Here is a 22065-nt window from a genome sequence, read left to right on the forward strand (position 1 = left end):
ACCCCTGACCTGCGGGCCCGTGGTCGCGGGCCCGCAGCGGGACACGAACTTACGAGCCTGCGTCGGTCGACTCGCCGCCGGCGGTCTCGGCGCGCCGCGACGTCGCGGCCGCAGCCGACCGCACCTGCGGGGCCACCAGCACGACCTGACCGAGGATGCCGTTCACGAACCCCGGCGACTCGTCGGTGGACAGCTGTTTGGCCAGCTCCACCGCCTCGTCCACGGCCACGACCGGAGGCACGTCGGTGGCGTGGAACAGCTCCCACACGGCGATGCGCAGGATGGCGCGGTCGACGGCGGGCAGCCGCTCGAGCGTCCAGTCCTGCAGGTGGGACGAGATCACCTCGTCGATGCGGTCCAGGTTCTCCGCGACCCCGGTCACCACGGTGACGGTGTACGGAGCGACCGGTGCCACGGAATCGTCCTTACCGGACAGGTCCGCGCGTTCGGTCGCGAGATCGACCGGATCGAGATCTCGCGCCTCGGCCTCGAAGAGGAAATCGACGGCGCGCTTGCGGGCCTTGTGCCGTGCGCCGAGTTTCTTATGCGTACCGGACACTCAGGAATTCACACGCCCGAGGTAGTTGCCGTCGCGGGAATCGACCTTCAGCTTGTCGCCGGTGTTGATGAACAGCGGAACGTTGATCTCGGCTCCGGTCTCGAGGGTGGCCGGCTTGGTGCCACCGGTGGAGCGGTCGCCCTGCAGACCGGGATCGGTGTGCTGGACCACCAGTTCGACGGTGACGGGCAGTTCCACGAACAGCGGAACGTCTTCGTGCGTCGCAACCTGCACGGCCATGTTCTCGAGCATGAAGCGGGCACCGTCGCCCACCGTGGCCTCGCTGATCGAGATCTGGTCGTACGTGTCGCCGTCCATGAAGATGTAGTCGGTGCCGTCGTGGTACAGGTACGTCATGTCGCGGCGGTCGACCGTGGCCGTGTCCACCTTGACGCCGGCGTTGAACGTCTTGTCGACGACCTTGCCCGAGAGCACGTTCTTCAACTTGGTGCGCACGAACGCGGGACCCTTGCCGGGCTTCACGTGCTGGAACTCGGTAATCGTCCACAGCTGGCCCTCGATCTGCAGGACCAGGCCGTTCTTGAAATCACTAGTGGAAGCCACTTGCTTCGCGTCTCCTCGATAAGGTCGAAACCGTCTACACGACAGTCAGGTCTTTGGTGGTGAGTGTGAGCAGCTCCGGTCCCTGCTCACGAACCACGAGCGTGTCCTCGATCCGCACGCCTCCGCGCCCGGAGAAGTACACGCCCGGCTCGACGGTCACCGCCGCACCGTCCAGAAGTGTACCGGTGCCCAGCTTGCCGATTCCCGGAGCTTCGTGGATCTCCAGGCCGACGCCGTGTCCGAGCCCGTGCAGGAACAGTTCCCCGTAGCCCGCGTCCTCGATGACCCGGCGGGCAGCACCGTCCACGGCGGACACCTCTGCCCCCGGGCGCAGCGCGTGCCGTCCAGCCTCCTGCGACCGCGCGACCAGCGCATACACGTCCCGTTGCCAGTCGGCGGCCTGCCCCAGGACATACGTTCTGGTCATGTCCGAGTGGTACCCGCCGACCTCGGCACCGAAGTCCAGCTTCACGAAATCACCGCCGGCGAGCACCGCCTCGGTCGGGCGATGGTGCGGGATCGCCGAGTTGGCGCCCGCCGCGACGATGGTCTCGAACGAGATGCCGTCGGCACCGTGCGCGAGCATCAGCGCCTCGAGTTCCCGGCCCACCTCCTTCTCGGTACGCCCGGGGCGCAGGCCCCCACGCTCGATCAGCTCGGCGAGCGCGGAGTCGGCGGCCAGGCACGCCGCCCGCAGCAAACCGACCTCGAAATCGTCCTTCACCATCCGCAGTTCCTCGACGAGACCCGGAACGGGATCGAGCCGCGCGTCCGGCGCGAGCACCGACCAGGCCGCGAACTCGTCCACCGTGACCACGTGACTCTCGAACGCCAGCGAGGACGGACTCCGCCGCCCCACCGATTCGATGAGGTGCGCGGCGCTGGCGCGGGCGATCTCGGCCCGCAGATCGGGAACCTGTTCCCCGACCTGCGTGAGATAGCGGCCGTCGGTGCAGATGACGGTGCGCTCCTCGGCGCCCTCGGCGTCGGCGGCGTGCACGAGCAGGGCGGCGTTGGATCCGGTGAACCCGGTGAGATAGCGGATGTTCACCAGATTCGTCACCAGAAGCGCGTCGAGATCCCGGGCGGCGAGGGCCGCGCGCAGCGCTGCGCGCCGCGAACCATGATCAGCAGGCATGTCGTCAAACGTACCGGCAAATCGTCACCCGGAGGGCGCGGATCGACGGCACCCGTCCGGTGGCGAGAACAGGTTCCAGAGCGCGCCCGTGTGGGTTAGACCACACGGGTGAAAACCCGCTCGTTACGCTGTGCCCATGAATGCGTGGGTGGTACGCGGCCTCGGCATGGCCCTGATACATGTTTTCGTTCGTGTGATCCTCGGTGTGTCGATCACACAGTGGCCCCTCCAGGGTTCCGCTCTGAGATGGCTCGCACTGCTGATCGTCGTGTTCGTGGCACTGATCTGGGCCGGCATCGACGGCATCCGGGACCGTCGCCGGAACCCCGAGCCGGAGGACGGCGCCGACCTGACGATGCTGTGGTTGAAAGCGGCCCTGCTCGGCGGCATCGTCGCGGGTGTAGGGAGCTGGCTGGCCAACCTGATTCCGTCCCTCAACGTCACCCAGAACTCGTTCTTCTTCGAGATCACGTCCGGGGCCGCGTTCACGGTCCTGCTGATCTTCGTGCCGGCCATGCTCGCCGTGTTCCTCGGCCGGTTCTTCGTCAGCCGCGAGTCCAGGAAGACGGAGAAGGACCGCAGCGAACGTCGGCCGGCGGTGCACGGTGCCGGAACGGCCGCAGGGGCCGCAGCGGGGGGAACCGCAGCAGCAGCCGTCGCCGACGACGAGGGCTACGGACAGAACTACCCCGGCCAGGCCTACGAGCAGACCGCGGACACCGGTTACGCCGGGTCCGACGCCGACACGGCCGTGTTCGAACCGGTGCACAACTACCGCGAGGACACGTCCGACCTCGATCAGCCGCAGGGCGGGGACACCGGGTGGCAGGATCCTGTCGACCTCGGGAAGCGCACCACCGACGACCCTCGCCGCGGCGAGTAACAGCCCTCGGCTTCACCACACCGACAGACGACGCGGCGGTGTGAGCGCACTCGCTCACACCGCCGCCTCTCGCTTTCGTGCCGCTACGTCACAGCAGGACGCCACCGCCGGTGCCCGGCTTCTCCTCCCGCGCCACCGCGGAGTACGCGGCCACGAGCAGAGACGGATCCGGACCCTCGAGCCGTCCGGGCTTCGCGAGCCCGTCGAGCACGACGAACCGCAGGACGCCCGCCCGGTTCTTCTTGTCGGTCTGCATTCCCTCGACCAACTGGCCGAACGCGTCCGCGTCGTACGTGGTGGGCAGACCCACCAGTTCCAGGATGGTGCGGTGCCGATCCGCCGTCGCGTCGTCCAGTCGTCCCGCCAGACGCCCCAGCTCGGCCGCGAAGACGAGCCCGACGGCGACCGCCGCACCGTGGCGCCAGCGGTAGCGCTCACGCCGCTCGATCGCATGCCCGAGGGTGTGCCCGTAGTTGAGGATCTCGCGCAGATCGGACTCGCGCAGATCGGCGGCAACGACCTTGGCCTTGACCTCCACGGACCGCCGGATCAGTTCGGGCAGAACGGTTCCCGTGGGGTCGAGAGCGGCTTCGGGGTCCTTCTCGATGAGATCCAGGATCACCGGGTCGGCGATGAAGCCGGTCTTCACGACCTCCGCCATCCCGGCGACGATCTCGTTGCGTGGCACCGTCTCGAGCGTCGCCAGGTCGATCAGCACCGCCGACGGCTCGTGGAAGGAACCCACCAGGTTCTTGCCGGCCTCGGTGTTGATGCCGGTCTTGCCGCCGACCGCCGCATCCACCATCGCGAGCAACGTCGTGGGCACGTGGATCACGCGCACACCGCGCATCCACGTCGCCGCGACGAACCCGGCGAGGTCGGTGGCCGCGCCGCCGCCCAGGCTGACCACGGCGTCGCTGCGGGTCAGCCCGATCCGGCCGAGGACCTCCCAGCAGAAGCCGGCCACAGCCAGATCCTTGCCGTCCTCCGCGTCCGGAATCTCGATGCGGTGCGCATCGATTCCCTTTTCGGCGAGCGCCGCGCGCACCGCCTCCGCCGTCTCCGCCAGCGGCGGCTGATGGAAGATCGCCACCGTCCTCGTGCCGGTGAGTTCGTCCACCAGCTCGCCGAGCAATCCGCGCCCGATGATGACCGGGTAGGGGTTCGCCGTCTGCACCTGTACGCGTACCGGTTCGGTCACTGTCTGCTGCTCCGCTCCGTCTTGTCCGAGGTTCTCGGATGTCTCTGTTCCGCCGGGGTCGCCGATCACTCGGCGAGTTTCGCCACCAGCTGCTGCACCACACGAGCGGGACTCCGACCGTCCGTGCGTATCCGGATGGACGCCACCTGCCGGTACAGCGGTCGGCGCTTGCGCATCAACTCGGTGTACTTCTGGCGGGGGTCGCCACCGGCGAGAAGGGGGCGCGCGGTGTTGGTCCCCGTGCGCTTGAGCCCCTCGGCCACGCTGATCTCGAGATAGATCACGGTGTGGCCCTTCAGCAATTCCCGGGTGCGCTCGGAGAGGATGGATCCACCGCCGAGCGACACGATCCCCTCGTGGCTCTCGATGGCCTTCCGGACGATCTCTTCCTCGAGCGCACGGAAGGCGGGTTCGCCCTCCTGGACGAAGATCTCGGCGATCGTGCGTCCCGCCTCTTCCTCGACCGCCACGTCGGTGTCGAACAACGGAAGGTCCAGGGCCTGCGCGAGGCGCCGCCCGATCGTGGACTTACCCGCCCCCGGGGGGCCGACGAGCACGGCTTTCGGTGCCATCATCCGTCACCGCCCCGATGCGACGGCAGACCGGCTGGTCATCGCGCGAGCCGGGCTGCGACGCCCGACGCGTAGCGCTCGTAGTTGGCGGTCGTCTCGGCAACCGAGTCGCCCCCGAACTTCTCGAGTGCCGCCTGGGCGACGACCAACGCGACCATCGCCTCGGCCACGACACCGGCGGCGGGCACCGCGCACACGTCGGACCGCTGGTGAATGGCCACGGCCTCCTCACCGGTCGACATGTCGACGGTGGCCAGTGCGCGCGGAACCGTCGAGATCGGCTTCATCGCCGCGCGAACACGGAGCGCCTCCCCGTTGGTCATGCCACCCTCGAGACCGCCCGCGCGGTTGGTCGAACGCAGGATTCCGTCCGGGCCCGGACGCATCTCGTCGTGCGCCTGGCTGCCGCGACGGCGCGCGGTCTCGAAGCCGTCGCCGACCTCGACACCCTTGATGGCCTGGATTCCCATCAGAGCGGACGCGAGACGGGCGTCGAGGCGGTCCGCGCCGCTGATGAACGATCCGAGACCCACGGGGAGGCCGTGGATGACGACCTCGACGACCCCGCCGAGGGTGTCGCCGTCACGCTTGGCGGCTTCGATCTCGGCGATCATCGATTCCTCGGCGGCCTTGTCGAAGGCGCGTACCGGGCTGGCATCGATCGCCGCCAGATCCGACCCGGTGGGTTCGGGGCCGACGTACGGGTCGGACGCGCCGATGGAGATCACGTGGGACAGCACCTCGACGCCGAACACCTGGCGGAGGAAGCTACGGGCGAACGTCGCGGCCGCGACCCGGGCCGCGGTCTCGCGTGCACTCGCGCGTTCGAGAACCGGGCGGGCGTCGTCGAATCCGTACTTGAGCATGCCCGAGTAGTCGGCGTGACCGGGGCGCGGACGGGTGAGCGGCGCATTCCGCGCCTGATCGGCGAGCAGTTCGGCGTCCACCGGGTCCGCGGACATGATGGTTTCCCACTTGGGCCACTCCGTATTGCCCACCTCGACGGCGATCGGACCGCCGAGCGTCCGCCCGTGGCGCACACCACCGACGATGGTGACCTTGTCGGCCTCGAACTTCATCCGCGCACCGCGGCCGTAGCCGAGGCGGCGTCGCGCGAGTTGGGTCGAGATGTCCTCGGACGTCACTTCGACGCCCGCGACCATCCCCTCGAGCATCGCGACGAGGGCGGGACCATGGGATTCTCCGGCAGTTATCCAGCGCAGCACGCCCAATATCCTTCCATGTCGCCGCGCCCGGCAGTGACGGTGGTCCTCCCAACCGCGTGCCGGGCGCGGACCCGCTCAGGCGACGTGCGCGGCGAACAGCGCAACCAGTGTCGCGGCACACATGGCGGGGCCGTGCGGGAGCGGCGACGGCGAACGCCGGACGGCGAGGACGATGCCGCCCGCCAGCGCTGTGAGCGCCGGCGCGAGCCCGGCCGCGAGCACCCAGGCCTCTCCCCCGGCCAGCCCGGCGGCCGCGCCGACTCCGAGTGCGAGTTTCACGTCACCCGCACCGACCGCACCAGGTGCGCCCAGGTACAGGGCGAGATACGCGGCCGCCAGCAGGAACCCGCCGATCACGGCGGCGGCCGCGGATCCGGTCGCGGCACCGCCGACGACGATCGCGAGGAATCCGGGCAGGGTCAGTAGGTTCGGCAGCCTCCGCGCACACAGGTCGGTGGCGGCGAGACTCACACACCACCACCAGAACGCCAGCGCACACGGCAGCACCCACGGGGCGGATGCGGCGGAGCAGGCCCACACCGTGACGGCGACGCCGACGGCGCACACCGCCTCGCACCAGCCCGGCCGCACCCTTCCCACGAACAGGCCGGACGTCAACCGGGCTGCCCATCCCACACCCGCACCTGCCACCACACTCGCCGCGATCAGCCACCACATACCGAGCAGCATGCGTGACCGGGTCACGGTGTCGATCACCGTGACCTGGCACGACAACCGACCTGTGGACGGCGGTCCGGCCTGTGGACAACTAGCCCAGAGCGGCTGCCATCGCCTCGCGCGGCGCCGGGCGACCGGTAAACTGCTCCACCTGCCCGAACGCCTGGTGCAGGAGCATCGAGAGCCCGCCGACGACGGTTCCCCCGGCCGCCTCGACCGCCGCGGCCAGCGGGGTCGGCCACGGGTCGTAGATCGCGTCGAGCACGAACGGCGCCCGCCCGAGAATGTCCGCGTACTCGGTGATCGCGGCGGACGGAACGGTGCTGACGAGCGCGGACGCCGCCGCGCACCGGGCACCGAGTTCCGGGCTGTCGAAGCCGAGCAACCGGACGTCGAGCCCCACCGATTCCGCGCACCCCAGTGCACCTGCCGCGCGACCCGCGTCCCGTGCCACCACGGTCACCGATTTCACGCCCATGTCGGCGAGCGCCACGAGCGCGGGCCTCGCCGTTCCCCCGGCGCCGACGACGACCGCCTCGCCGCCCGCGATGGTTCCGACACCACCCGCGGTGAGCGCACCGCTGACCCCGTCGACATCGGTGCAGTCGGCACGCCAGCCACCCTCGAAACGGACGAGGGTGTTCGCCGAGCCGATCGCCACCGCCCGTTCGGTGCGCTCGGACGCGAATTCGAGTGCGGCGATCTTGCCCGGCATCGTGACGGACAGACCGACCCATTCCGGGCCGAGCCCGGACACCAGGCCGGGCAGCCGCTCCCCGTCGCACTCGATCCGGTCGTACGTCCACCCGGTGAGACCGAGCGCCCGGTACGCCGCGAGGTGCAGTTGCGGCGAGCGCGAATGCGCGATCGGGCTGCCCAGCACCGCAGCTTTGCGTGCGGTCACCACTTCATCGTCCACTGTTGAGAATCCCGTTGTTCAGGGCCTGGTCGATGTTGGCCAGGTGTTCGTCGTAACTCTTCGTGAACAGGGTCGTGCCCTTCGAATCGACCGTCACGAAGTAGATCCAGTCGCCCGGCGCCGGTTGTTCGACGGCCTGCAACGCTCCGATGCTCGGCGAGGAGATCGGCGTCGCGGGCAGCCCGGGGCTGGCGTACGTGTTCCAGGGTGTCACCTGTGCGCGGTCGGCGTCGGTGGTGGCCAGTTCGGTGGTGTCGAGCGCGTAGTTGACCGTCGAGTCGAACTGCAGCGCCTGGTTGACGGCGAGCCGGTTGAGGATGACGCGAGCGACCTTCGAGAAGTCGTCCGGCATCGCCTCCCGCTCCACCAGTGACGCCGCGATCAGCATCTTGTACGGCGTGAGGCCGACCTGGTTGCCCGCGGTGAGGATGCCGGTCTTCTCGTAGCTCGCGGAACTCTCGGTGACCAGCCTCTGGAGTATGGCGGCGGGGCCGGCGGTCGGATCGAAATCCCAGCTGCCCGCGGCGATCAGTCCCTCGAGCTGACGATCGCGGTCCGGAACACCGGCGACCGCGTCCTTCGCCCAGTCGGGAACCCCGAGCGCGGACAGGTCGCCCGCACCGGCGGCGTTGAGGTCGTCGTAACCGATGCACTGCTCCTGGCCGGCCTCACCGATGCAACTAGCCTCGGAGATCAGGGTGTAGATCCCCTTCTTCTTGGCCCCCGTCTGCACATCGGTGGTGTCGTGGAGTTGCCTGCCCTCGGAGATGATCATCTGCCCGACGCGGGAGGCAGGGTCGACCAGTTCTTGCACGGCATCATCTGCCGGGATCTGGGTCGAGAGGCTGTAGAAGCCGGGTTGCACCGAGTTCATCGCGTTGCTCTGGACTGCGGCGTTGAAGAAGGCGGATCCGCTGGCGACGACGTCCCGCTCGGCCAGAGTGGAGGCGATCTCCTCGGCGGTGTCGCCCGGATGGACCTGCACGACCACTTCGGGACCACCCGGACCCGCGTAGTCCGCGGGGGCGTCGGGACCGCCGAAGAACATCTTGCCGCCGACGAACACGATGCCGACCAGCACTATCAGGACCGTCGCGGCCGCGAGGGCGCCGAACAGTTTTCCTCGGCGTGCGCGGCCCTTGGCCTGTTTGCGGCGGCGGGCCTGCGTGCGGGCGTGGGCGCGCGTCGGTGGGATCTCCTCGGGGATCGCCGAGATTATCTGCGTCTCGGCCTCCGCGAACGCGACATCGGGCTCGTCGGGCGGTGTGTCGTAGCGGTCGTCGGGATAGGTGTGGGCCTCGTACTGCTCGTCGACATGCACCGGCTCGTCGGCGTAGGCGGGCTCGTCGTACGCGCGGGCGTCGACTGCCGGTGCCCGGTAGGCGTGGGCGTCGCCGTACGAACGGGGACCGTATCCGTCCTCGTAGACGGGCTCGGGATCGAACGGCTGCTCGTATACCGGGTTCTCGTACGCGGACTGCTCGTACACCGGTTCCGTGTAGTCGGCGTGGGGTTCGTCGACGTGACGGTCGTCGTACACCACCGCGTGGCGCCCCGTGGTGACGACGTCGTCGTCCTCGGCGGGCGGCGCGTAGTCGACCTGGTCGTCGTCCTCGTCGAGGTAGCGGTGCCGTCGGGGTTCGCGGGGGACGTACTGGAATTCGGGTCGCTCACCTACGGGTCGCCGATGATTGCTCACTGGCCTCCCTCCGGTAGCTGCACGTCCCCACCTGAATCCCCTGCATTCACCGACCTGCTCCGCTCGTCCAACCATCCCTGCAAGATCGCCACCGCCGCAGCCTGGTCGATCACAGGACGCTGGCCCCTCGCACTGACACCGCTCTCGCGAAGCGCCCGCGCGGCAGTGACGGTCGTCAGACGTTCGTCCGCCATCCGCACCGGTACCGGGTCGACCTTCCTTCGCAATCGCTTCGCGAACACAGTAGCGATCGAGGCGGCCTTCCCCCGTTCACCCCGCAAGGTCTGCGGCAGACCGACGATAACCTCCACGGCCTCGTATTCCTCGACAATGTCGGCAATGCGCCGGATATCCGGCGCGTCGGGTCCCCGCTCCTTGGACCGGGGCACCGTCTCCACGGGGGTGGCGAGGATCCCGTCGGGGTCGCTCGACGCGACGCCGATCCGGACGCTGCCCACATCGATGCCGATGCGCCGACCACGCCCAGGGTCGTCGACTCCCGGTCGATCCGGACCCTGTTCCGCGTGATCCACCGCTACTGGCTCCCCACCTTGTCCGCCACTTGTCCCCGGACAGCGTCGAGGGCGGCCGCAATTCCGCTGGTGTCGGAACCGGAACCCTGTGCCATGTCGGCCTTTCCGCCTCCGCGGCCGCCGATCTTCGGACCGAATCCCTTCACGAGGTCGCCGGCCACCACGCCGAGTTCCTGAGCCGCCTTGTTCACGGCCACCACGAACGGAACCTTGCCGTCGACGTCGCCGAGCAGCACGACCACGGCGGGCTGGGTGCCGAACCGGCCGCGGATGTCTGTGACGAGCCCACGCAGGTCGTTGCCGCCGACACCGGCCGGGGCGGAGTCCGCGACCAGCAGCACCGGCCCGACCCGCTGCGCCTTGTCGACGAACGTGCCCGCCGCGGCGAGAACCGCCTGCGCACGGGTCTGCTCGAGTTCCTTCTCCGCCACCCGAAGTCGCTCCACCAGCGCCTCGACGCGGGCAGGCACTTCTTCCGAGGGCACCTTCAGCGACGACGACAGACCGGCGAGGAGCGCGCGCTCCTTGGCCAGGTAACGGTACGAATCGAGCCCGACGTAGGCCTCGACGCGGCGCACACCGGAACCGACGGACTGCTCACCGAGCAGTGTGACGTTGCCGATCTGCGAGGAGCTGCCCACGTGAGTTCCACCACACAGCTCCATCGAGAACGGTCCGCCGATCTCGACTACCCGCACCTCGTCGCCGTAGTTCTCGCCGAACAGCGCCATCGCGCCCATCGACTTCGCCTTGTCGAGGTCGGTGACGAATGTGTTCACCGAGTAGTCGGCGGCCACCGCCTCGTTCGCGACGACCTCGATGTCCTGCTTCTGCGCTTCCGTCAGCGCGCCCTGCCAGGAGAAGTCGAAACGCAGGTAGCCCGGCTTGTTCAGCGAGCCGGCCTGAACCGCGTTGGGGCCGAGGACCTGTCGCAGCGCGGCGTGCACCATGTGCGTGCCGGAGTGCCCCTGGGTGGCACCCTTGCGCCACGCGGCGTCGACCTGCGCGAGCACGACGTCGCCCTCGGTGAGCTGACCCTCCTGCACGGTCACCTTGTGGACCCACAGCTTCTTGGCGATCTTCTGGACATCGTTGACCTTCACCCGCAGTCCCGGGCCGGTGAGGGTACCGAGGTCGGCGATCTGTCCACCCGCCTCCGCGTACAGGGGGCTGCGGTCGAGGATGACCTCGACGTCCTGGCCGGCCGTCGCGACGGGGACCCGCTGCCCCTGCGAGATCAGCGCGAGAACGTGTGCCTCGGAGACCAATTCGTGGAATCCGGTGAACTCGGTGGGTCCGCGGTCGAGGAGTTCCTTGTAGACGGTCAGGTCGGCGTGCGCGTGCTTACGGGCCTGGGCGTCGTCCTTCGCGCGCTGCCGCTGTTCCGCCATCAGCGTGCGGAAGCCCTCCTCGTCGACGGTCAGGCCGGCTTCGGCGGCCATCTCCAGGGTCAGGTCGATCGGGAAACCGTACGTGTCGTGGAGCGCGAACGCCTGGTCGCCGCCGATCGTCGACTTGCCGGACGCCTTCACCGACTCGGCGGCGCCTTCGAACAGCTTCGAGCCGGACGTGAGGGTCTTGAGGAACGCGGTCTCCTCCCCCACCGCGACCGTCTCGATGCGGCCGAAGTCGGTGTCGAGGACGGGGTACGACGGTGCCATCGTGTCGCGGACGACGGTGATGAACTCACGCATGCTGGGCTTGTCGGCGCCGAGCAGCTTCGCGGACCGGACGATGCGCCGCAGCAGGCGGCGCAGGACGTAGCCGCGCCCGTCGTTGCCGGGGTTCACGCCGTCGGCGATGAGCATCGCGGCGGTGCGCGCGTGGTCGGCGATGACCCGGAAGCGCACGTCGTCGTCGTGGACGGCGCCGTACTTGCGGCCCGACAGTTCCTCGGCCTTCGCGATGACCGGGCGCACGAGGTCGGTCTCGTACACGTTGTCGACGCCCTGGAGCAGGAACGCGACGCGTTCGACGCCCATGCCGGTGTCGATGTTCTGCTTCGGCAGCGGGCCGAGGATCTCGAAGTTGTCCTTGCTGATGCCGAGGCCACGCTCGTTCTGCATGAACACGAGATTCCAGATCTCGATGTAGCGGTCCTCGTCGGCCTCCGGGCCGCCTTCCTTGCCGTACTCGGGGCCGCGGTCGTAGTAGATCTCCGAGCACGGGCCGCAGGGGCCGGGAATGCCCATGGACCAGTAGTTGTCGGCCATGCCGCGGCGCTGGATTCGCGATTCGGGAACGCCGACCTCGTCGCGCCAGATGTCGCGGGCCTCGTCGTCGTCGAGGTAGACCGTCACCCAGATGCGCTCGGGATCGAAGCCGTAACCCCCGTCGTCGACGCTCGAGGTCAGCAGCGACCACGCGTGCTTGATCGCGTCGCGCTTGAAGTAGTCGCCGAACGAGAAGTTGCCTGCCATCTGGAAGAACGTGTTGTGCCGTGTGGTGATGCCCACATTCTCGATGTCGAGGGTGCGCACACACTTCTGGACACTGGTCGCCCTCGGGTACGGCGGCGTCTGCTGGCCGAGGAAGAACGGCACGAACTGCACCATCCCGGCGTTGACGAACAGCAGGTTCGGATCGTCGAGAATCAGCGAGGCGCTGGGTACCTCGGTGTGGCCTGCCTTGACGAAATGGTCGAGGAAGCGCCGGCGAATCTCGTGGGTCTGCACGTCAGTGATCCTTATTGTCTGTCTCGAGGGCAACGATGGGTCGAACTACAGGGTCGAACCGGGGTCCAGCCGCTGGGGTGCGGTCGCCGGGCAGCCGGGCACACCCGGCGGTTCGGCCACATTCAGCTTAACCGGCCACCCTGACGGTTCGTGCCGCGGACGATGGCGCGCAACTTGTCCACGCGCCCCGCGATGTCCCGCTCACCGCCGTGAGTGGTGGGCTGGTAGTAGTCGACACCGACCAGCTCGTCCGGCGGATACTGCTGCGCCAGTACCCCGTCGGGGTGGTCGTGGGGATAGCGGTACCCGACGGCGTTGCCGAGTTTCGCCGCCCCCGCGTAGTGGCCGTCGCGCAGATGCGGCGGGACGAGTCCGGCGTTTCCGGCGGCGACGTCCGCCATCGCGGCGCCGAGCGCGGCGATGACGGCCCCCGATTTGGGAGCGGTCGCGAGGTGGATCGTGGCCTGCGCGAGGGCCAGGCGGGCCTCGGGCATACCGATCAGCTGCACCGCCTGCGCCGCGGCGGTCGCCGTCTGCAACGCGGTGGGGTCGGCCATCCCGATGTCCTCGCTGGCATGGACCACCAAGCGCCTCGCGATGAAGCGGGGGTCCTCGCCCGCGGTCAGCATCCGCGCCAGGTAGTGCAGGGCGGCGTCGACGTCCGAGCCGCGGATCGACTTGATGAAGGCGCTGATCACGTCGTAGTGCTGATCGCCGTCGCGGTCGTAGCGGACGGCCGCCTTGTCGACGCTCGCCTCCACGGTCGCGAGGTCCAGCAGCACCGGACGGTCCGCGTCACCGGCCTGGTCGAGCGCAGCACCCGCCGCCGCCTCGAGCGCGGTGAGCGCCCGGCGGGCGTCGCCGGCCGCGAGGCGCACCAGATGATCCATCGCGTCACCCGCGATGTCGATCTCCCCGCCGAGACCCCGCTCGTCGGTGCGGGCCCGCTCCAAGAGGTTCTCGATGTCGTCCGCCGTCAGCGACTGCAGTTGCAGGACGAGCGAGCGGGACAGCAGCGGGGACACCACGGAGAACGAGGGGTTTTCGGTGGTGGCGGCCACGAGCAGCACTATCCGGTTCTCCACCGCCGCCAGCAGGGCGTCCTGCTGGGTCTTGGAGAAGCGGTGCACCTCGTCGATGAACAGCACCGTCTGCTCGCCCGCGAGGAGGCGGCGGCGTGCCAGTTCGATGACACCGCGCACTTCCTTCACCCCGGCGGACAGCGCGGACAGCGCCTCGAAGCGGCGGCCGGTGGCCCCCGAGATCAGCGACGCCAACGTGGTCTTGCCCGTGCCGGGCGGACCGTACAGGAGGACGGACGCGGCCCCCGACCCCTCCACGAGGCGTCGCAGCGGCGCACCGGGGCCCAGGAGATGCTGCTGCCCGACCACCTCGCCGAGCGTGCGGGGACGCATGCGCACGGCCAGCGGTGCGTGGTGGTCGACCGACACCGGACCGGGAATCGATCGCGGGGCCGCCGCCTCGTCGGGCTGCGCCGTCTCGAACAGGCCTGCCGACTCGTCCTCGCCGACATCCGAACCGAAAAGATCGCTCACAAGTTCGACGCTACTGGAACCGCACCGTCCGACCCAGTCCGGCCGGACCGCGGGTCAGCCGACGGACAGTCCCCGGATCTTGTCGGCGATGACGCGGGCGTGGTGAGCGACCACCGTGTTCCCGGCGTGATCCGCCGAACGCGCCAGCTTGTCCCAGCGCTGGGTCAGCGCCTCGGACCGCGGCACGGACAGGTGGTGCTCGCGGACGGCGGCGATCCGCGTGTGGTTCTCCGGCAGGAACAGGTAGGTGCTGAGCCACACCCAGATCAGTTGCGCCTCGACCATGCGGGCGGCGAGCACGTTGTCGTCGGCGAGCGCGGGCCACATCCCCACGACCTCCGCGCGCCAGGCCTCGATCATCGCCTGCGTCCGGTCCTCGGACAGGTCGATGCTGCACAGGCAGCCGGGGAACGAGACCAGCGCGTACGCGATGTCGAGCATGGCGTCGCGGAAACCGCCCCACTCGTAGTCGAGGAACCGCACGCCCTCGTCGTTGACGATGATGTTGTCCGGGCACAGGTCGGACGGGCTGAACGCCCGGAACCGGCCGCTCTCGAATAGCTTCGCGGCACGCGCCACCTGATCGGTCAGGTCCGGCGAGACGTCGACGCGGAGGATCTCGGACAGCAGGCCGGGCACGGCGGGCACCGCACGCTCCACCTGCTCGGCCACGGTGTCGTCGCAGTGCGCCACCTCGGCGCGGCGCAGCAGCGCGGTGAAGTCCTCCTCGCGGCCCACGGTGGCCGCGTGCATGCGCCCAAGTGCCTGGGCCATGGCCATCAAGGTGTTCGTGACGGTGTCGGAGTCGGAGTGCTCGAGGAGGGCGCTGATCGGGGTGGCGTCCCCGAGGTCGCTGAGCACGAGGAGCCGGGCGTCGAGGTCGGAGGCGAGCAGTTCGGCTCCGGGGCGGCTGTCCGTCGCCAGCGCCGTGGCGAACTGGTACGAGACGGCCTCCCGGAGGAAGGCGCTGCGGCTGTCGCCGGCGAGATCGTCGGGATCGACGGCCCGCGCGCCGGACACCCCGGACTCCTCACGGACCTGCTTGATCACCAACGTCCGCGGCAGGGAGAACGGATTCTCCGCCACGCGCACACGAAGCACGATGGTGCGGCCACTACCGCCGAGATCCACGGGATCCACCAGTGTCACGGGTGCCCCTGTGCGACGGGTGAGCAGCTTCTCGGCTGCGGCAACTACCTCTGAAACGGGGTCTGCCAGTATTGCAGTCATCGCGGACCAACTTACCTGCTAGTGACACGGATCATCGAGTCCTCCACCGGAAGCCCGGATGAATTTCAGCATTTCGGCTGATCCGGCGCGAGCACTTCGATCGGCGCCACGTCAACCGACACCGCAATGGTGCTGTTTCGTGCCTCTGTGTATATGACACCCCGCAGCGGCGGCACGTCAGCGTAGTCCCGACCCCACGCGACCACGGTGTACCGCTCGTCGACCAGCTGGTCGTTGGTGGGGTCGAAGGCGAGCCACCGGTCCCCCGGCATCCACACGGCCGCCCAGGCGTGGGTCGCGTCGACGCCGATCATCCGTTCCTTGCCGGGCGGCGGCTGCGTCGCCAGATAACCGGACACGTACCGGGCCGCGAGTCCGCGCGACCGCAGGCAGGCGATGGCGAGCCGGGCGAAGTCCTGGCACACCCCCGACCGCTTCTCCAGCACCTCCGCGACACGCGTGGAGATCGACGTCGAGCCCGACTTGTACTGGAAGTCGCGGTGGATGCGAGTGGTGAGATCGACCACCGCGTCGACGAGGGGCCGTTCCGGCGGGAAACTCGGCGCCGCGTACTCGCGGACCGCATCGCTGATCTCGGGGGGTTCGAGGTCCAGCACGAACTGCTGCGCCATCGCCCCCTCGGTTCCCACGGGGCGGGACAACTCCCACGGCGCGTTCGCCGGTGCGGCGGCGAGCCTGGTCTTGTCCGGACCGTACACCTCGATCTCGGACTCGGCCGCCACGACCAGTTCCTCGTGCGGCGCGCTCACCTGGAAGTACAGGTCCCGGTTGCCGTAGACGTCGGACCCGGTGGAGCGGTCCGCGGGCACCGGCGAGATGTCGACGATCGAACTCACGCACCGCTGTTCCTCGGTGTCACGGGGCAGGAGGTAACCCCGGCCGTACGACGAGGACACCGGCCCCGAGTACGTGTACGTGGTGCGGTGGGTGATCTTGTATCGGCGCAGCACCGGCCGTTCCGCTACCTCGTCCGTACGGGGCGACGCGTCGGTCATGCGGGAACCCCTCCCTGCGAGGCGCTCCACGTCGTCCCGCTGCCCCACAGCGGCTGGGTGCCACCCGGCAGCGACAGCTGACCTTTCAGCATCACGTCGGACAGTTCGCTCAGCAGTGCGCGCATCGTGGTCGTCAGCCCACCCAGCTCCTTCCGGGACCCGTTCGCGTCCACCGATTCGAGTCGAGCGGGGTCGACGCGTCGCACGGTATTGACCATGTCCTCGACGAGCCGCTCCGCACGCGACGCACCCGAGGCGTCCGGCAGTGCGGCCAGATTCGCACGGAGCGCCTCGAGCTGGAACGCCAGCGACCGCGGGTTCTTCACGTCGAACAGCAGCAACTCGGCCACGGCGGCCGGGCGGATGCTCCGATTGCGGCGGCGGTAGACGACGGAACTCTCGGTGGCGACGAGAAGCGATTCGATCACCGCCCGCTCGGTCGCCGGATCCGTCTTCCGTCGCAGCGTGGACTCCACCAGCGCGATCAGGGTGGATGCCCGTTCGATCCGTTTGCCGATGTCCATGACGTGCCAGCCGGTGTCCCGGACCAGTGATTCCGCAGCGACTCCCGACAGGGCGAGCATCCCGCCGAGCACCGCGGACTGCGCCTCGAACAGCACGGACCCGTCGTCGACCGTGTCGGCGGCGACCTGTCCGAGCGCGCGTTCGACGGAACTGAGGACGGCCCAGATGTCGTTCGACAATTGCCCGCGCACGGCCCGCGCGGCCTGCTCGACGCCGCGGACCGCGTGCGCGAGCGACCCGTCCCGGTCGGGGTCGATCGTCAGCGAACGGAATTCCGAGCGCACCCGTCGCTGGTCGGCGGCCGGATCCGAGCCGGAGTCGGCGCCGTGACCGGGCCCCTCCGGGCGTTTCCCGGCGTCGGCGACCCGCAGGACCGTGTCCAGCAGGATCGGGAGGCTTCCCCCGCCCGCGAGCCACGGTCGCAGGCGGTAGTCGCGGTACTTCTCGCCGACGGCGGTCATCAGGCGCGCCGCACCCTCGGCGCGCTCGGCGAACCGGCCCATCCAGAACAGTTCGGTCAGTGCGCGCGGCGACGTCATCAGATCGGACGTCGTCGCCGCATACGTGGGCAGGGCTTCCCCGTCCCGGTCGGCGCCGTCCCCCGGATCGGTGGACGCGGTGCGCTGGGCCAGCCGGATCCAGACGTCTTTCGCACCGGCGTGGCGCCGGTCCCCGCGCTCGGCCCCGGGAACGAGGGACGTCCCGAGACCTCCGGCCATCGGAGTGAATCCCACCTGCTGCGCGACACCGAACAGCCGCATCCCGACCGGTGCGAGGAAGACGTCCCCGGATCCGTCGGCCGCGGGCGCATACGAGGGGTCCGGCACGATCTGCCCGACCCACCGCTCGGGTTCGGCCCGCACCCGGTCCAGCAGGGTGTCCCGGTCGGCGTCACCGAGCTCGGCGGGCACGATCGGCGAACCCCCGTGCACCGCACGCAGCACCATCGACGAGGCATTCGCGAGGATGTGCGACAGCTCCGACCGGTCGCCACCCCAGAAACTCGGCACGGACGGCAGCAGCAGGTCCTCGTCGAAGAGACGACGGCACAGGTCCGGGAGCAGCCGGGTGAGGGCCGGGTTCTCGAGGATTCCGCTGCCGAGGGGGTTGACGACGGTCACCGCTCCCCGGCGCAGCACCTCGACGAGCCCGACCACGCCGGACCGGGAGTCGGGGCGCAGGTCGAGCGGGTCGGCGAGGTCGGCGTCCACCCGCCGGACGATGACGTCGACACGTTCCAGATTGCCGAGGGAGCGCATCCACACGTGGCCGTCGCGGACGACCAGGTCTGCGCTCTCCACGAGCGGGAAGCCGAGGACTGTCGCGAGATACGCCTGATCGAATGCCGCCTCGGACCGGGTACGAGGGCTGAGGACCACGACCAGGGGGTCCTCGGTGCCCGCGGGGGCGGCATCGATCGCCGCGAGCCGCATCGACTGGGCGAACGAGGACAGCGGGCGCGGGCCCACCGTCTCGTAGATGCCGGGCATCGCCCTGGCGACGACGCGGCGGTCCGCCATCGCGTAGCCGGCGCCTGCCGGGGACTGCGTGTGGTCGCGCAGCGCGTGGAAGGTGCCGTCCGCCCCGCGGCCGACGTCGAGTCCGTGCAGGAACAGTTGATGGCGGCCCGGCACCGTGATGCCGTGCGCCGCACGGACGTAACCCGGGTGCCCGAACACCGTGCGGGCCGGCACGGCGCCGCTCCGGACGAGCGCCATCGGTCCGTACAGATCGGCGAGGACCGCGTCGAGGAGGCGGGAGCGCTGCACGAAGCCCGCCGCGAGCTGCTCCCACTCCTCGGCCGCGACGATCAGCGGGACCGCGTCGATCTCCCACCGCGGCGGCGCGGTCGGGGCGTCCGACCCGTCGAGGGGGTTGTAGGTGATCCCGTGATTGTCGACGAGAAGCCGGATGCGGGACTGCAGGCGGCGGACGGAGTCCGGCCCGCCGCCGGTGAAGTCCTGCGCCAACTCCGCCCACGGTTCCCGGACGTCGCCGCCGTCGTCGAAGAGTTCGTCGTAGCCCGCGCCGTCGTGCGGTGAGACGATCATCAGGCCCTCCGCCTCTGTGCCGGCGAGCGCTCTTTCCGTGCCTGTTCGAGGAGCCGGCGCGGATCGCCGCCGCTGCGCAATCGCAGTGCCAGAACCAGAACGCCTGCAATCACGATGCCCACCATGTTGACGCCGAGTTGGAGCGCCGCCAGCGCCGCGACGCGCCATTCGCCCACGGTGACCGCGACGACGGCGAATCCCGCCGCGGGAACGGTGGTGACCGAGATGAAGACCCCGACGAGTGCCGCCGACTTCGCGGACACGAGCGCGAGCATGCCGGCCGCGCCGGCGAGGAGCGCGACGATCAGTGAGAGCGGTCCGACCCGGTAGATGAAATCGACCTGGTCGAGGGACTCGATGCTCTCGAACTCCATCCAGCCGACCCGCTCCATCAGCAGCGTCGCGACCAGCGTCGCCACCATCGCGAACGGGAAACCGAAGAGCAGGGCGATCAGCGACCGCCGGGCCAGACCGAGCTTGCGCCTCATCAGCGCGACGGCGAGTGCGGCGAGCGGACCGAACTCCGGCCCCACCACCATGGCCCCGACGACAGTGATCGGCGAGTCGGTCACCACCCCCACCGCGGCCAGCAGGCAGGCGATGGTGAGGAACGCGAGGAACGTGCCGTTGAGGGTCGACTCCTCGCGCGTCCGGCTGACCAGTTCCTCCCACACGACGCTGTCCGCGGGATCACCCGGAGCCGCCTTCTCCGCGTCGTGTGCGGATTTCGACAGCACCGTGTCGACGGGCTCCACCGTGATCGCACCGGTGCGGTCGATTCCCAGGGCCTCGAGCGCGTCGATCACGTCGTTCGCGGCCTCGCGGGCCACGTCGGTCTGGATCGCGTCACCGGCGGGGTCGATCGCGGCGGCGCGCAGCACCACCACGTGGGTGGCGCCAGGCTCCGCGGCGAGCACACCGAGGACGTCCTCGGTGCGCTCGGCCGGACAGATCACTCGCAGGTGCAACATGGTGTCCCCCGGCTGTTCCGCATCGTCCGGTCAATCGAGTCCCGCCGGCAGATCGCGCCGGCGGGCCCGCCTACTTGGCTGCGGGTGCGTCGAGCTTGGCCGCCGCGGCCTCGCCCTTCGGCTCCGGCTTGGCGTCCACCCCGGACTCCTTGCGCTGCTGCGCGGTGATCGGAGCCGGAGCACTGGTCAGGGGATCGACGCCGCCGCCCGACTTCGGGAACGCGATGACCTCACGGATCGAGTCGACACCGGCCAGCAGGGCGGTGATGCGGTCCCAGCCGAACGCGATGCCGCCGTGCGGCGGGGCGCCGAAAGCGAACGCGTCGAGCAGAAAGCCGAACTTCTCCTCGGCCTCCTCGTGGGAGATGCCCATCACCTTGAACACTCGCTCCTGAATGTCCTTGCGGTGGATACGGATACTGCCGCCACCGATCTCGTTGCCGTTGCAGACGATGTCGTAGGCGTACGCCAGCGCGGAACCCGGGTCGGTGTCGAACGTGTCGAAAGACTCCGGCTTGGGCGAGGTGAACGCGTGGTGCACCGCCGTCCAGGCGCTGTAGCCGAGCGCGACGTCGCCGCTCGCGGTGGCGTCCGCGGTCGGCTCGAACAGCGGTGCGTCGACGATCCACACGAACGCCCACGCGTCCGGGTCGATGAGGTTCTGCTTGCGGGCGATCTCGCCACGCGCGGCGCCGAGCAGCGCACGGGACGACTTGGTGGCGCCGGCGGCGAAGAAGATGCAGTCGCCCGGCTTCGCGCCGACGTGCGCGGCGAGCCCCTCGCGTTCGGCGTCGGTGAGGTTCTTGGCCACCGGTCCGCCGAGCGTGCCGTCCTCGCCGACGAGCACGTACGCCAGGCCCTTGGCCCCGCGCTGCTTCGCCCATTCCTGCCAGGCGTCGAGCTGCTTACGCGGCTGGCTCGCACCGCCGGGCATGACCACAGCGCCGACGTATTCCTGCTGGAAGACCCGGAACGTGGTGTCCTTGAAGAACTCGGCGCACTCCACCAGTTCGACACCGAAACGCAGGTCCGGCTTGTCGGAGCCGTAGCGTCGCATCGCCTCCGCGTAGGTCATCCGCGCGATCGGCGTCTTGATCTCGTGCCCGACCAGCTTCCACAGCGACGACAGCACCTCCTCGGCGAGGAGGATGACGTCGTCCTGGTTGACGAAGCTCATCTCGATGTCGAGCTGAGTGAACTCGGGCTGGCGGTCCGCGCGGAAGTCCTCGTCGCGGTAGCAGCGCGCGATCTGGTAGTAGCGCTCGATGCCACCGACCATGAGCAGCTGCTTGAACAGCTGCGGGCTCTGCGGCAACGCGTAGAAGCTGCCCGGCTGCAGTCGCGCGGGAACCAGGAAGTCGCGGGCGCCCTCCGGCGTCGACCGCGTCAACGTGGGTGTCTCGACCTCGACGAACTCGTGATGCGCGAGCACGGCGCGCGCCGCGGCGTTGACCTTGGACCGCAACCGGATGGCGTGACCGGGTCCCTCACGGCGCAGGTCCAGGTAGCGGTACTTCAGGCGCGCTTCCTCACCGGCCTGATCGTCCAGCTGGAACGGCAGCGGCGCGCTCTCGTTGAGGACCTCGAGATCGGTGACGTTGACCTCGATGGCCCCGGTGGGGATCTCGAAGTTCTGGTTGCCCTCGGGACGCACCTCGACCACACCGGTCACCTTGACGCAGTACTCCGCGCGCAGACGGTGAGCCTGCTCGGCGGCGGCGCCCTCCCGGAACACCACCTGGGAGACACCCGACGCGTCACGTAGATCGATGAAGATCACCCCGCCGTGATCACGACGCCTGGCAACCCAACCGGTGAGGGTTACGGTCTGCTGGGCCTGCTCGGCTCGCAATGAACCGGCGAGATGTGTGCGCAGCACGGGATTCCTTTCGAAACATGGGGCAAGCTACTTCGTTGGCTGAGATCCTACGGAGACACCGTGCGTGAGCGGAAACGCATACCCGCTTCACGTGCGAGGCTCGATCGGCACGCACCGGAAAACTCACGAGAAAGCGACGACACATGACCTTCAACGAGGGCGCCCGAATGGACTCCGGCCGGGTGTCGGT

The 22065-nt window shown here is 69.3% G+C and carries 18 protein-coding genes; 1 reads left to right on the plus strand and 17 read right to left on the minus strand.

Annotated features, from left to right (window positions below; all coding sequences use genetic code 11):
- Window positions 1-49 precede the first annotated feature (49 nt).
- From nusB to G9373_RS32725, 3 genes are read right to left on the minus strand one after another with little or no spacing between them, the layout of a single operon-like run.
- Window positions 50-559 (minus strand): transcription antitermination factor NusB, encoded by a 510-nt coding sequence (gene nusB, locus G9373_RS32715; protein WP_005241711.1) that lies wholly within the window; start codon window positions 557-559, stop codon window positions 50-52.
- A complete protein-coding gene (efp, locus tag G9373_RS32720) occupies window positions 560-1123 on the minus strand; it encodes an elongation factor P (protein WP_005241702.1) in 564 nt (187 codons plus the stop codon).
- A 34-nt stretch (window positions 1124-1157) separates the two neighbouring features.
- Window positions 1158-2261 carry an aminopeptidase P family protein gene (locus G9373_RS32725; protein WP_005572578.1) on the minus strand — a complete coding sequence of 368 codons (1104 nt, stop codon included), beginning with the start codon at window positions 2259-2261 and terminating at the stop codon, window positions 1158-1160.
- Between the two features lie 136 nt (window positions 2262-2397).
- On the opposite strand from G9373_RS32725, the gene G9373_RS32730 reads away from it, so the two are divergent.
- Window positions 2398-3144 (plus strand): B-4DMT family transporter, encoded by a 747-nt coding sequence (locus G9373_RS32730; RefSeq protein ID WP_005572579.1) that lies wholly within the window; start codon window positions 2398-2400, stop codon window positions 3142-3144.
- A gap of 88 nt (window positions 3145-3232) precedes the next feature.
- Here G9373_RS32730 and aroB read toward each other — a convergent pair whose 3' ends face one another.
- From aroB to aspS, 14 genes are all read right to left on the minus strand, one after another.
- The gene (gene aroB / locus G9373_RS32735) at window positions 3233-4345 is read right to left on the minus strand and encodes a 3-dehydroquinate synthase (protein WP_007295895.1); all 1113 of its coding nucleotides are present in this window, start codon (window positions 4343-4345) and stop codon (window positions 3233-3235) included.
- A 65-nt stretch (window positions 4346-4410) separates the two neighbouring features.
- Entirely contained in the window at window positions 4411-4917 is a 507-nt protein-coding gene (locus G9373_RS32740; RefSeq protein WP_005241678.1) for a shikimate kinase, read from the minus strand.
- 38 nt (window positions 4918-4955) lie between these two features.
- Window positions 4956-6143: a chorismate synthase gene (gene aroC / locus G9373_RS32745; RefSeq protein WP_005262318.1), complete on the minus strand. Its 1188-nt coding sequence runs from the start codon at window positions 6141-6143 to the stop codon at window positions 4956-4958.
- 75 nt (window positions 6144-6218) lie between these two features.
- Complete coding sequence (locus G9373_RS32750; protein ID WP_064080204.1) at window positions 6219-6878, minus strand: A24 family peptidase; 660 nt, start codon at window positions 6876-6878, stop codon at window positions 6219-6221.
- A gap of 34 nt (window positions 6879-6912) precedes the next feature.
- Window positions 6913-7740: a shikimate dehydrogenase gene (locus G9373_RS32755; RefSeq protein ID WP_054248842.1), complete on the minus strand. Its 828-nt coding sequence runs from the start codon at window positions 7738-7740 to the stop codon at window positions 6913-6915.
- Window positions 7730-9439 carry an endolytic transglycosylase MltG gene (locus G9373_RS32760; protein WP_167118902.1) on the minus strand — a complete coding sequence of 570 codons (1710 nt, stop codon included), beginning with the start codon at window positions 9437-9439 and terminating at the stop codon, window positions 7730-7732. The genes G9373_RS32755 and G9373_RS32760 overlap by 11 nt, the downstream gene beginning before the upstream one ends.
- On the minus strand, window positions 9436-9972 hold the full coding sequence (ruvX, locus tag G9373_RS32765) for a Holliday junction resolvase RuvX (RefSeq protein WP_039950486.1): 537 nt from the start codon (window positions 9970-9972) through the stop codon (window positions 9436-9438). The genes G9373_RS32760 and ruvX overlap by 4 nt, the downstream gene beginning before the upstream one ends.
- 2 nt (window positions 9973-9974) lie before the next feature.
- On the minus strand, window positions 9975-12647 hold the full coding sequence (gene alaS, locus G9373_RS32770; RefSeq protein WP_133986654.1) for an alanine--tRNA ligase: 2673 nt from the start codon (window positions 12645-12647) through the stop codon (window positions 9975-9977).
- A gap of 122 nt (window positions 12648-12769) precedes the next feature.
- Window positions 12770-14203 (minus strand): replication-associated recombination protein A, encoded by a 1434-nt coding sequence (locus tag G9373_RS32775; protein ID WP_133986653.1) that lies wholly within the window; start codon window positions 14201-14203, stop codon window positions 12770-12772.
- Window positions 14204-14257: 54 nt separating this feature from the next.
- A complete protein-coding gene (locus G9373_RS32780; RefSeq protein ID WP_039950487.1) occupies window positions 14258-15433 on the minus strand; it encodes a kinase in 1176 nt (391 codons plus the stop codon).
- Between the two features lie 65 nt (window positions 15434-15498).
- Window positions 15499-16449, minus strand: coding sequence for a transglutaminase family protein (locus G9373_RS32785; protein ID WP_005573021.1), 951 nt, complete (start codon window positions 16447-16449; stop codon window positions 15499-15501).
- Window positions 16446-19025, minus strand: a complete 2580-nt coding sequence (locus G9373_RS32790; protein WP_054247871.1) for a circularly permuted type 2 ATP-grasp protein — start codon at window positions 19023-19025, stop codon at window positions 16446-16448. Before G9373_RS32790 ends, G9373_RS32785 begins: the two co-directional genes overlap by 4 nt.
- A complete protein-coding gene (locus tag G9373_RS32795; RefSeq protein WP_005574240.1) occupies window positions 19025-19996 on the minus strand; it encodes a DUF389 domain-containing protein in 972 nt (323 codons plus the stop codon). The genes G9373_RS32790 and G9373_RS32795 overlap by 1 nt, the downstream gene beginning before the upstream one ends.
- Before the next feature lie 70 nt (window positions 19997-20066).
- Complete coding sequence (gene aspS / locus G9373_RS32800; protein ID WP_005574242.1) at window positions 20067-21875, minus strand: aspartate--tRNA ligase; 1809 nt, start codon at window positions 21873-21875, stop codon at window positions 20067-20069.
- Window positions 21876-22065: the final 190 nt, after the last annotated feature.

The sequence above is a fragment of the Rhodococcus sp. A14 genome (genome assembly GCF_011603105.1).
GTDB classification, from domain to species: domain Bacteria; phylum Actinomycetota; class Actinomycetes; order Mycobacteriales; family Mycobacteriaceae; genus Rhodococcus_F; species Rhodococcus_F opacus.

Bases quoted from the DNA above. Each gene is read 5' to 3' on its own strand.
- G9373_RS32730 (WP_005572579.1), top strand. From the start codon at position 2,398: ATGAATGCGTGGGTGGTACGCGGCCTCGGCATGGCCCTGATACATGTT.
- G9373_RS32780 (WP_039950487.1), bottom strand. From the start codon at position 15,433: ATGACTGCAATACTGGCAGACCCCGTTTCAGAGGTAGTTGCCGCAGCC.
- G9373_RS32795 (WP_005574240.1), bottom strand. From the start codon at position 19,996: ATGTTGCACCTGCGAGTGATCTGTCCGGCCGAGCGCACCGAGGACGTC.
- G9373_RS32725 (WP_005572578.1), bottom strand. From the start codon at position 2,261: ATGCCTGCTGATCATGGTTCGCGGCGCGCAGCGCTGCGCGCGGCCCTC.
- G9373_RS32785 (WP_005573021.1), bottom strand. From the start codon at position 16,449: ATGACCGACGCGTCGCCCCGTACGGACGAGGTAGCGGAACGGCCGGTG.
- G9373_RS32790 (WP_054247871.1), bottom strand. From the start codon at position 19,025: ATGATCGTCTCACCGCACGACGGCGCGGGCTACGACGAACTCTTCGAC.
- G9373_RS32740 (WP_005241678.1), bottom strand. From the start codon at position 4,917: ATGGCACCGAAAGCCGTGCTCGTCGGCCCCCCGGGGGCGGGTAAGTCC.